Source organism: Steroidobacter cummioxidans (assembly GCF_003104955.1).
Genome location: NZ_LSRW01000087.1, coordinates 39,980 through 50,757 on the forward strand (window position 1 = coordinate 39,980; position 10,778 = coordinate 50,757).

The following is a 10,778-nucleotide window of genomic DNA, read 5'->3' on the forward strand; positions in this document are numbered from 1 at the left end:
ACCGGTGGTCGGCTTGCGCTTGGCCAGCGCCGCCTGGCGACGAGCCATGAACTCTTCAGGGGACACGTCGCCTTCGACGTCGTCGACCTCTGCTGCCACCACTTCCTCGACCTGGCCTTCAGCCATCTTCTCGGGGGCGCGACGGCGCGTCGCAGCCTTCTTCTTGACCGTGGCCGGCTTGCGGTCACGACGGGCAGCAGGCGCACCAGCGGCCTTCGGCTTCGGCTTGCCCTCTTCGTCCAGCTCAACGAACTCGTCTTCGCCAGCCGGCACTTCCGGCTGCGCCGAGCGGCCATCGAGCACGGCATCGGCCACGCCTTCGGCGTACAGCGAAATGGCGCGCATGGCGTCGTCATTGCCCGGCACGACGTAGTCCACGTCATCCGGCGTGCAATTGGTGTCGACGATGGCGACCACCGGGATACCCAGCTTCTTCGCCTCGTGAATGGCGATCTTCTCGTGACCGACGTCGATCACGAACAGCACGTCAGGCAGCGACTCCATCTCTTTGATGCCGCCCAGGCTGCGCTCCAGCTTCTCGCGCTCGCGACGCAGGCCCTGGGCCTCGCGCTTGCTGTGCTGTTCGAGCGTGCCGTTGGTGGCCATCTCATCGAGGTTGGTCAACCGCTTGATGGAGCCACGCACGGTCTTGAAATTGGTGAGCATGCCGCCCAGCCAGCGGTGGCTGACATAAGGCATGCCGGCGCGCAGCGCCGCTGTCTTCACTGCCTCGCGAGCGGAACGCTTGGTGCCGACGAACAGCACGCGCCCGCCGTCCGCCACGACCTGGCGGATGAAGCCCGCTGCGTCCTGGTACATGGGCAGCGTCTTTTCGAGGTTGATGATGTGGATTCGATTCCGCTCGCCGAAGATATAAGGAGCCATCTTCGGGTTCCAGAAGCGGGTTTGGTGTCCGAAATGAACGCCCGCTTCCAGCATCTGTCGCATGGACACGCTGGTCATGATCGCAAACTCCTAAGGGGTTGAGCCTCCATCTGCCCCAGGTGACGACCTGTAGATTTCTTACAGGCACCCCGTCACATGTGTCGGTCAGATGTGAGAATTCAGGTTAAAAAGAAAGAGATTCGTTGCCAAAAAAACGCGCGCTTTATACCATAAACTCCATGATCGTTCACAACTTTTTCCTGCTGGCCCTAACCTCATGATGCGCGGGCTATTGCAGTCTCTGAACCGTAAAGTGGCCGGCGTCGAAGAAAGCGCGGCTTCCCTGACTTCTGCCCAACATGCCATGCAGGTGACGATCAAAACTCCCGCCGAACAGGAACAGATGCGCGTCGCTGGCCGCCTGGCCGCCGACGTGCTGGACATGATCGGTCCATACGTCGTCCCCGGCGTGACCACCGACGAGCTCAATGCCCGCTGCCACGACTACATCGTGAATGAGCAGAAGGCCATTCCGGCTCCCCTGAACTACCGCGGTTTCCCGAAGTCGATCTGCACTTCGGTGAACCATGTGGTGTGCCACGGCATCCCGAGCCCGGACAAGCGCCTCAAACAGGGCGACATCATCAATCTGGACGTCACCGTCATCAAGGACGGCTGGCACGGCGACACCAGCCGCATGTACGCGGTGGGCAAGATCGCCCCGGCCGCGCAGCGGCTCATCGATATCACCCATGAAGCCATGTGGACCGGCATTCGCCAGATCCGCCCCGGCGCCCGCCTGGGCGATCTTGGTGCAGCAATTCAGGTGTTCGTCGAACCTCAGCACCTGTCGATCGTGCGCGAGTATTGCGGACACGGCATCGGCCGAATCTTCCACGAAGATCCCCAGGTGCTGCACTATGGCGAGCGCGGTCGCGGCGTGGAGCTGGTTCCGGGCATGACCTTCACGGTCGAGCCCATGGTGAATGCCGGCAAGCGCCATGTCCGGCTGCTGCCCGACGGCTGGACCGTCATCACCAAGGATCATTCCTTGAGCGCGCAGTGGGAACACACGGTCCTGGTGACTGACACCGGCTACGAAGTGCTGACGCTCGGTGCCGCCCAGCGCTGAATCGCGCGGCACTGAGTATCATTGCGCCCTTCTCTGTTTTTAGCCGGTCCCCATGCCTGTCGTCACTCCTGATGACCTGGAAGAGCTCGCCTCCGCCAAGCCGGCGAGCGATCCGCCGTGGGACTACCTGGCGGCCATGCAGCCGCAGCTGGCCGCGCAGCCGCAGGACATCGCGACCTTTCGCAATGCCCTGACCGAGGGCGACAACCGCCTCAAGCAACGCTTCCTCGATGACGAGCCGGTCGAGCGCCTGGTGCGCGACCGGGCGCGTCTGGTCGATGCTTTGTTGAAAACCGCGTGGTCGATGCATGTCGGCGAGCACGTTCGCGACGTTGCCTTGATCGCGGTCGGCGGCTACGGCCGCGGCGAGCTGAACCTCTGCTCCGACATCGACATCATGATCCTGCTGCCCAAGAGCGAATCCGCTCCGTGGCAGGGCTCGCTGGAGAAATTCCTCACCTTCATGTGGGACATCGGCCTGGAAGTGGGCCACAGCGTGCGCACCATCGACGACTGCCAGCGCGAAAGCGCCGCCGATGTCAGCGTCGCGACCACCATGATCGAGGCTCGCCTGCTGAAAGGTCCCGAGCTGCTATTCGAAGCCATGCGTCGCGCGCTCGCCCCCGAGCGTGTGTGGCCCACGCGCGAGTTCTTCGAGGCCAAGGTCAACGAGCAGACCGCGCGTCACCATCGCTACTACGACACCGCGTACAACCTCGAGCCGAATGTGAAATCGAGCCCGGGCGGTCTGCGCGACATTCAGACGATTGGCTGGGTCGCGAAGCGTCACTTCGGCGCCGAGTCGCTCGACGAGCTCGTCGATCACGGCTTTCTCACCCGCAGCGAGCTGCGCAAGCTGAAAACTGCGCAGGCGTTCCTGTGGAAGGTGCGCTTCGCGTTGCACGTGCTGACGTCGCGCCGCGAAGACCGCTTGCTGTTCGATCATCAGATCCGGCTCGCGAAAATGTTCGGCTACGAAGATGCGACCTACACGCTCGCAGTCGAACAGTTCATGCAGCGCTACTACCGCACAGCCATGGATGTGAGCCTGCTGAACGAAATGCTGTTGCAGCTGTTCCGCGAGGCCATCCTCACCGACCCGAACTTGCCGCCGGTGCCGGTGAACGCGCGCTTCCAGATCCGCAACGACTTTCTCGAAGTCACCGGCGACGATGTGTTCGATCGCTATCCGTCGGCCATGCTGGAGCTGTTCGTCATCATCGAACAGAACTCCGAGAAGATCCGCGGCGTGCGCGCCGAAACCATCCGTCAGCTCACGCGCCATCTGTGGCTGATCGATGAAGAGTTCCGTCAGCACCCGCGCAATCATCGTTTGTTCTTCGAGATCCTGAGCGCGCCGGTGGGCGTGACGCACGAGCTGCGCCGCATGAACCTGTACGGCGTACTCGGCCGCTATATTCCCGCGTTCGGCCGCATCGTCGGCCGCATGCAATACGACTTGTTTCATGCATACACGGTCGACGCGCATACGCTGTTCGTCGTCAGCAATCTGCGTCGCCTCGCGATGCCGAAGTACGATCATGAGTTCCCGGCGTTGTCGCGCATCATGCAGTCGCTGCCGAAGCCGGAGCTGGCGTATCTCGCTGCCATTTTCCACGACATCGCCAAAGGCCGCGGCGGCGATCATTCCGAGCTCGGATCGGTCGATGCGGAAGCCTTCTGTCTGGAACAGGGCTTATCGCGTTACGACGCCCGCCTGGTCGCGTGGCTGGTGCGCAATCACCTGGTGCTGTCGGTCACTGCGCAGAAGAAAGATATTTCCGATCCCAAGGTCATCAACGAGTTTGCCAAGCACGTCGGCGACCGGACGCATCTGGATTATTTGTATGTGCTGACCGTCGCGGACGTCCGCGGCACGAATCCAAAGCTCTGGAACAACTGGAAACAGTCGTTGTTCGCCGAGTTCTACGAGCGCACCCGTCAGGCGTTGCGCCGTGGCTTGGAAAGCCCGCTCGATAAGGACGAGTTGATCGCGGAGACGCAGTCGCGAGCCAAGGAGCTCACGGCGCGCGTTGGCGTCGGCGAGATCCTGCGGCAGTCCGTGTGGCAGCGCTTCACTGTCGATTACTTCCTCCGCCACACACCGGAGGAAATCGCCTGGCACACCAAGATGCTGTCGGACCGCGATGCCGGCGATCAGAGCTCACTCGTGTCCGTACAGCAGCTCTCCGGTCGCGGCGGCACCGGCATCACGACGTACACACCGAAAACTCAGCACAGCTTTGCCCGCACCACTGCCCTGCTCGACCAGCTCGGCTTGAACATCGTCGACGCACGCATCACGCCGACTGCCGATGGGTTCAGCCTCGACGTGTATCACGTGCTGGAAGACACCGGCGCCGAGATCACCGATCCGGCCCGCATTCGCGACATCGAACAACAGCTGTCGCATGCACTGGCAAAGCCCGACAACGTCGCTGTCACTGTGACGCGTCGCGCGCCCAGACAAGTGCGCATGTTCACGACCGCGACGCAGGTGACATTCAGCGAAGAACCCGTGAACGGCCGCACCATCGTCGAGATCATCGCCGGCGACCGCCCTGGCCTGCTGTCGCAGGTCGCCAAGGTGTTCATGGCCGAACAAGTGAAGATCTACACCTCGAAGATCATGACCGTCGGCGAGCGCGCTGAGGACGTGTTCTACATCACCGACGCCGCTGGCGGGCCGCTGAGCACCGAAGCCCGGCAGCAGATGGCGCAACGAATTACTGAAACACTCGACCGTCGCGTATGAACCCCGCTCTGAACAAGCTGCAGCCGTATCCCTTCGAACGGCTGCGGACGCTGCTGGCCGGCGCCCAGCCGCCCGCCGATCTATCCTGGATCGCGATGTATATTGGCGAGCCGCGACATCCGGCGCCGCCGTTCGTGATCGACGCGCTCACCCACAACATGGAAGGTCTGGGGAGTTATCCGCTCACCGCCGGCATTCCCAAGCTGCGCGAGTCGATCGCAAACTGGTTGACCCGCCGCTTCCAGTTACCCGCGGGCTCGGTATCGCCCGAAACCATGGTGTTGCCGGTGAACGGCACGCGCGAAGCCCTGTTCGCCTTCGTCCAGGCCATGGTCGATCCGGGCAAGCAGCCGCTACTGGTGATGCCAAATCCGTTCTATCAGATCTATGAAGGTGCGGCGTTGCTCGCGGGCGCCGAGCCGTATTTCATGCCGAACGATGCCGCACATTCGGCATTGCCAGATCTGGATAGCGTGCCCGCCGATGTCTGGAAGCGCTGCCAGATTCTGTTCCTGTGCTCGCCCAGCAATCCCACGGGCGCCGTCGCCAGCATCGAGTATCTGCAGCACGCACTGCAACTGGCCGAGAAGTACGACTTCATCGTCGCTTCCGACGAGTGCTACAGCGAAATCTATTTCGATGAAACCAAGCCGCCGCCGGGACTGTTGCAAGCCGCTGCTGCCGCCGGCAACACGTTGTACCAGCGCTGCGTCGTATTCCACAGCTTGTCGAAGCGCTCCAGCGTGCCGGGTTTGCGCTCGGGCTTCGTCGCAGGCGATGCCAAGCTGATCAAGCCGTTTCTGCTCTATCGCACGTATCACGGCTCGGCCATGCCGCCGCCGGCGCAGATCGCCAGCATCGCGGCCTGGGACGACGAGACGCACGTGCTCGAGAATCGCAACCTCTATCGTCAGAAGTTCGCCGCGGTCGTGCCCATCCTGCGTGAGGTGATGCCGGTCGACATGCCGGAGGCGGCGTTCTATTTGTGGCCCAAGGTCGACAATGACGAGCATTTCACTCGCGAACTGTTCGAGCAGCAGCACATCACGCTGTTGCCGGGCAGCTACATCGCACGCCCCATGCCTGACGGCACCAATCCAGGTCGCCAGCGCGTGCGCATCTCGCTCGTTGCCAAGGTGCCCGAGTGCATCGAAGCCGCGGCGCGCATTCGCGAGTTTGTGAAGAATCGGAAATGAGAACTGGCAACACTAACTTTAGTCAGTAAGCACCCGGTAATTTCGGCTAAACTGCGGCCCATGACCGAGCTAGCCAATATCATTAACGACGCCTTCGAGCGTCGTTCCGAATTCAATCCCAAGAACGCCCCCACCGACGTGCGTGGTGCCGTCGAAGCGGCTTTGACCCTGCTCGACACCGGCAAGGCGCGCGTCGCCGAAAAACGCGACGGCAAATGGGTCGTCAATCAGTGGCTGAAAAAGGCCGTGCTGCTGTCGTTCCGGCTTTATGACAACCGCCCGATGGAAGCCGGCTTCACGCAGTTCTTCGACAAGGTGCCGTTGAAGTACTCAGATTATGACGAAGCGCGCTTCCGCGCCGAAGGCGTGCGCGTGGTCCCGCATGCCATCGTCCGTCGTGGCGCGTTCGTATCGCCGAATTCCATTCTCATGCCCTCCTACGTCAACGTTGGTGCATTCGTCGGCGAAGGCACGATGGTCGACACGTGGGCGACGGTCGGTTCGTGCGCGCAGGTCGGCAAGAACGTGCACCTGTCCGGCGGCGCCGGCATCGGCGGCGTGCTCGAGCCGCTGCAGGCCAATCCCACCATCATCGAAGACAACTGCTTCATCGGCGCGCGCTCCGAAATCGTCGAAGGCGTGATCGTTGAGGAAGGTGCAGTGATCTCGATGGGCGTGTTCATCGGCGCCAGCACCAAGATCTACGATCGCGAGCGCGATGAAGTGACCTATGGTCGCGTGCCTGCAGGCGCGGTGGTCGTGGCCGGCTCGCTGCCGTCCGCGAGCGGCAAATGCGGCCTGTACTGCGCCGTGATCGTGAAGCGCGTCGATGCGCAGACGCGCTCCAAAGTCAGCCTGAACGAACTGCTGCGCGACTAACCTCTACCGCGGGTACTTCGTCACCAGCAGGCTGTAAACAGTCTCGGTGCCGGTGACGAAGTTGCCCATGCGCATGTTCTCGTCGAACGTGTGCTGGTTGTTGTCGGCGTTGACGGTCGGCACCAGCAAGAACGGCAAGTGAAGCGCGTCGACCAGCACATCGGTCGGCACCGTTCCTCCCATCATTCTGATCCGCACCGGATCCTCCTTCGGCACCGGCCCAGTCGCCGATTTCAACGCAGTCATCGCCCAACGTCCCACCGGCGCATCCATCGGCACGCGCGCCGCGGCTTCCACGCTTCCGAGTTTGAACATCGCGAGCTTGTCGTAGCTTGCGCGTTGCTCTCTCGTGGGCGGCGCGTCGACGAGGTGATAACCCTGCTTCTCGATGTGACGTTTCAGCAGCTCGAACAAACGGCGGCCGTCGGTTTCCGGCGTGGTGCGGATGTCGATTTCAGCAATGGCTTCATTGGGCACAATGTTCGCGGCTTTCGCGCCAACGGAAGCCGATGCCATACCTCGCACATTGAGTGACGGATACTGCAGCGCTTCCTGATAGGTCGCACCGACCCCTTCGGGTCGCGCGATGCCCGCTCGCTTCAGCAGCGCGGCCTCATCATCGCCGGTCGCTTTCAGGATCTGGCGATCGGCGTCGGTGAGCTTGATGCCGTCGTAATAGCCTTCGACCAGCACGCGCCCCTCGTCGTCCTTCATCGATGCCAGCAGCGACGCGAGTCGCAGCGCCGGATTCGGCACATAGTTGCCGAAGTGGCCGCTATGCAAGGGTGCCGTTGGCCCGAACACTGTCAGCGTCGCCTGCGTAATGCCGCGATTGCCGAACACGAGCGTTGGCTTGCCGGAGCCGTGCACCGGACCGTCGAGCACGATCAACGCATCGGCTTTGAACAGCTCGGCGTGCGACTTCACGGTCGCCCCGAGACTCGGCGAGCCCATCTCCTCTTCCGAATCCAGCAGCACTTTGACGTTGATCGCAGGCGCCTTGCGCTGCGACTGCAGGACATCCAGCGCCGTCAGCAACATGACGATGGGCGCTTTATCGTCGGAGGCCGAGCGGGCGAACACGCGCAGCTCCGGATCGAACGGCTTTGCAAACAAACGATCGCGCGGCACTTCCTGCCACGCGCCCTGCTCGTTGCGCTGCTTCACGACGGGCTGGAAAGGATCCTGCTGCGCCCACTCCTCCTTGACGATGGGCTGACCATCGAAGTGCGCATAGAACAGGATCGTCGGCACGGAGGCTTTGGCACCGTTCAGCTCGGCAAGAATCATCGGCCGCCCGGCGGGGTTGTCGAGCCGATGCGTTTTGAAGTTACGTTTCTGAAAGCTTTGCTCGAGAAACGCGACGTTGCGCTCGATGTCGCTGGGCTCGACGGCAACGTTCGGCAGACTGAGCAGCTCGAGATATTCGGTGAAGTTCTGCTGCGCGGCGGTGGTGATAGCTGCCGCTTGCGAGCCGGCCAGCGCATTCGATTGCAGCAGCAGGACACAAATGCCCGCCGCGACGCTGTGCACGCTACGCATCACTTCGCCCCTGCACTCTCAACCGCGCGGCCGTCGCGCTTGCCGGCCCACTGCACATACATCACACACTCGTCGCTGAGACAATCGTCGCCATGCGGCTGATTGCCGGGCTGGAACCAATAGCTGCCCGGACCAAGGACCTTGGCGGTGGCTGCGTCCTCGCTGGCGTCCCAATGTTTCATTTCACCCTCGAGCACGACGAGATCGTAGTCCGAGGAGTGAATGTGCATGGGGCCCGCGCCCTTGCCGAACTTCATCAGCATCGACGACGGCCCACTCGCCGGATCACCGCGCAGTACCGCAATCTGCGCGCCCGCCGGCCGGGCGGGATCCACCGGTTGGTACACGATGCTGTCGCTCGGCGTGACGATCATTCGCGGCCCGGACGCGGCGTAGATGCCGGCGGCGAAGCCGAAAGCGGTGCATGCAACTGACAGGAAAATCGCGCGACGACCCATAGCAGACTCCTCCGATTGCTTCGCCGCATCATACGATGTCGGGCGGCTTGAGGGGGCCACGCCGAGCCAAGCGGCCCCCAGCCTGCGACGGACCTTCCTGACAAATCCTGTCAAGAGGCACCGGGCCAGAATAACTCTTGACTAGCGTACTCTTACTTTGATGACCAACCGTGGGGGCTAGTTACCGTGCATCGCGCGCTAGGTGATTCGGTCCGCTCCCCAACGCTTGAGCCCCCTACTGCGCCTATGACTTCCAGCACCAGGCGACCCTGATTAACCTGTACCTGCACCTGTGCACCTATAGGGAAGCCCGCTTGATCCAGCCAACGCCCTTGCAAACGCAAGAACGGCATGGGCTCCGATCGTACATGCTCCCCATGGCGGGCGCGGACTTCTGGATAACGGCAGCTGATCGTCAGGCGGCGCGAGTTCATCTCATCCGGCTCCCAGGTAAACTTTGTCAAGAGGCGTTGAGTAAATTAACTCTCACCAAGAGTACTCTCATTACGAGTAATGTCAACTCACATCCCAACGAACGGCGTTATGCTCAAGTTCTCATAGAGGATTCGATCAGCGGTATGGCTCCCGACGAGCAGCAGTTCTTGAAGGCGCTCGGCGCACGGATCGCGCAGCTGCGCAAAGATCAAGGCATGAGCCAGCAGGTCATGGCCGACGGACTCGGCATCGCCCAGCAGACCTATGCGCACTACGAAGTGGGCCGCATCCGAATGCCGGTATCGCTGCTGCCGGAGATCGCTCAGATCTTCGGCGTCACCACCGATGACCTGCTCGGCCGCAAGATGGCCGCCGCCGGCAAGCGCGGCCCCGCCTCCAAGTTGCAGCAACAGATCGAACGATTGAGCCAGTTGCCCAAGGCCAAGCAGAAGGTCATCATCGAAATGCTTGACGGCGTGCTTAGCCAGAACCGCTAGCAACGAGGCGGCACGCGGCGAACGTGGAACAGCTCGCGTCGCACAATTTAATCCTCGCCCTATGCATTCGCACTGCGTTACGAAGTGCATCCAGCGGATCGATCACCCGTGCCGCGAACCTGCTTGCTGATCTCGCTCGCGCGCTGAACTGAGCACCGATCAGCTACTCAGCGATGCACTGCCGGTCAAGCGCCCGGCAAGGCAGCGCTCAGCCCGCGGCTGGAACGGCGGCTCAAGCAGATCGAACAGCTCAACCCCAAGTCCAAGCAGCAGTTGCTCAACATCATCGATGCATTCATCGCGAACGAAACACTGAAGCAGCGCAGCTCGCGCTGAGGTCAAAGAGGCGACCGACTGAACTACGGCGATTCTCGATGAGCAGGAGGGGTGAGCGATGCTCCGATTTTTCACATACGCATATGTGTTGATCCGCCCTTCAACCCGATTGGATCGGATTCGACGTATCGCCCCGTCGCCGGGTCGTAATCGCGATAGTAGTTGTAGATAAATCGGCCCGACGCGGTTCGTCGTACACGACGACGATTTTTCCAGTGCCTTCGTCGACTTAGCAGCGCCCGAGCCCGCAGCAAGCGTGCCATTCCAAGTTGATGAGCCCGGATGCGAGTTTTGGCTTAGCTCGATAGTGCCCTTTGTTATCTAATTATGCATCCACTTTTGCGATCGTCCGTAACAAAGCTCTGAATGGCGCCAAGTCATCGGCGAGATCGAAGTCTCGCCTTGCCATCAAATGTTGAACAAGCTCCTCGGTCAGCCGCACCAGGTGACGAGCTTGCTCAATCGATGGCGACCTTGGAGTTGCCCTCTGCAATCTCTGATGGGTAGCACTCTGAGATAAAAAAAAGACCAGACCCTCAACGAAATCAGCGCCCGGAAAGCGGACAGCCAATTCAATGAGCCTGGAGAGCAACGGCCACAGCGCTTCGTCTGTAATGCTAGGGATAGCCATGCGGCCCTGTCTCTTATACACATCTCCGAGCC

9 protein-coding genes and 2 pseudogenes are annotated in these 10,778 nt (G+C 61.6%); 5 read left to right on the forward strand and 6 right to left on the reverse strand.

Annotated features, from left to right (window positions below):
• Window positions 1-126: 126 nt before the first annotated feature.
• A pseudogene (gene rpsB / locus D0550_RS36205) lies at window positions 127-963 on the reverse strand (30S ribosomal protein S2); the annotation flags it as partial.
• 286 nt (window positions 964-1,249) lie between these two features.
• Between rpsB and map the strand changes: the two are divergent.
• From map to dapD, 4 genes are read left to right on the forward strand one after another with little or no spacing between them, the layout of a single operon-like run.
• A complete protein-coding gene (gene map / locus D0550_RS30335) occupies window positions 1,250-2,017 on the forward strand; it encodes a type I methionyl aminopeptidase (RefSeq protein ID WP_116812950.1) in 768 nt (255 codons plus the stop codon).
• A gap of 52 nt (window positions 2,018-2,069) precedes the next feature.
• Complete coding sequence (glnD, locus tag D0550_RS30340) at window positions 2,070-4,772, forward strand: [protein-PII] uridylyltransferase (RefSeq protein WP_116812935.1); 2,703 nt, start codon at window positions 2,070-2,072, stop codon at window positions 4,770-4,772.
• Entirely contained in the window at window positions 4,769-5,968 is a 1,200-nt protein-coding gene (gene dapC / locus D0550_RS30345; RefSeq protein WP_116812936.1) for a succinyldiaminopimelate transaminase, read from the forward strand. The genes glnD and dapC overlap by 4 nt, the downstream gene beginning before the upstream one ends.
• Before the next feature lie 60 nt (window positions 5,969-6,028).
• The gene (gene dapD, locus D0550_RS30350; protein ID WP_116812937.1) at window positions 6,029-6,847 is read left to right on the forward strand and encodes a 2,3,4,5-tetrahydropyridine-2,6-dicarboxylate N-succinyltransferase; all 819 of its coding nucleotides are present in this window, start codon (window positions 6,029-6,031) and stop codon (window positions 6,845-6,847) included.
• A gap of 3 nt (window positions 6,848-6,850) precedes the next feature.
• On the opposite strand, the gene D0550_RS30355 is transcribed toward dapD, so the two are convergent.
• From D0550_RS30355 to D0550_RS37005, 3 genes are all read right to left on the reverse strand, one after another.
• On the reverse strand, window positions 6,851-8,389 hold the full coding sequence (locus tag D0550_RS30355; protein WP_116812938.1) for a M20/M25/M40 family metallo-hydrolase: 1,539 nt from the start codon (window positions 8,387-8,389) through the stop codon (window positions 6,851-6,853).
• Entirely contained in the window at window positions 8,389-8,847 is a 459-nt protein-coding gene (locus D0550_RS30360) for a cupin domain-containing protein (protein WP_116812939.1), read from the reverse strand. Before D0550_RS30360 ends, D0550_RS30355 begins: the two co-directional genes overlap by 1 nt.
• A 152-nt stretch (window positions 8,848-8,999) precedes the next feature.
• Entirely contained in the window at window positions 9,000-9,281 is a 282-nt protein-coding gene (locus tag D0550_RS37005) for a SymE family type I addiction module toxin (protein ID WP_170134694.1), read from the reverse strand.
• Here D0550_RS37005 and D0550_RS36210 point away from each other — a divergent pair.
• Entirely contained in the window at window positions 9,216-9,779 is a 564-nt protein-coding gene (locus D0550_RS36210; RefSeq protein WP_241520968.1) for a helix-turn-helix domain-containing protein, read from the forward strand. The genes D0550_RS37005 and D0550_RS36210 overlap by 66 nt on opposite strands.
• A 393-nt stretch (window positions 9,780-10,172) precedes the next feature.
• Here the strand turns inward: D0550_RS36210 and D0550_RS37280 are convergent.
• Together D0550_RS37280 and D0550_RS35735 are read right to left on the reverse strand one after the other, a co-directional pair.
• Window positions 10,173-10,282 (reverse strand): annotated as a pseudogene (locus D0550_RS37280) (RHS repeat-associated core domain-containing protein); the annotation flags it as partial.
• A 158-nt stretch (window positions 10,283-10,440) separates the two neighbouring features.
• Window positions 10,441-10,778: hypothetical protein (locus D0550_RS35735; protein WP_206606631.1), on the reverse strand; the 338-nt coding region annotated here is incomplete at its 5' end.

Coding starts and splice junctions, on each gene's coding strand:
- D0550_RS30355 (WP_116812938.1), bottom strand. CDS start 8,389: ATGCGTAGCGTGCACAGCGTCGCGGCGGGCATTTGTGTCCTGCTGCTG.
- glnD (WP_116812935.1), top strand. CDS start 2,070: ATGCCTGTCGTCACTCCTGATGACCTGGAAGAGCTCGCCTCCGCCAAG.
- D0550_RS30360 (WP_116812939.1), bottom strand. CDS start 8,847: ATGGGTCGTCGCGCGATTTTCCTGTCAGTTGCATGCACCGCTTTCGGC.
- dapD (WP_116812937.1), top strand. CDS start 6,029: ATGACCGAGCTAGCCAATATCATTAACGACGCCTTCGAGCGTCGTTCC.
- map (WP_116812950.1), top strand. CDS start 1,250: ATGCAGGTGACGATCAAAACTCCCGCCGAACAGGAACAGATGCGCGTC.
- D0550_RS36210 (WP_241520968.1), top strand. CDS start 9,216: ATGCTCCCCATGGCGGGCGCGGACTTCTGGATAACGGCAGCTGATCGT.
- D0550_RS37005 (WP_170134694.1), bottom strand. CDS start 9,281: ATGAACTCGCGCCGCCTGACGATCAGCTGCCGTTATCCAGAAGTCCGC.
- dapC (WP_116812936.1), top strand. CDS start 4,769: ATGAACCCCGCTCTGAACAAGCTGCAGCCGTATCCCTTCGAACGGCTG.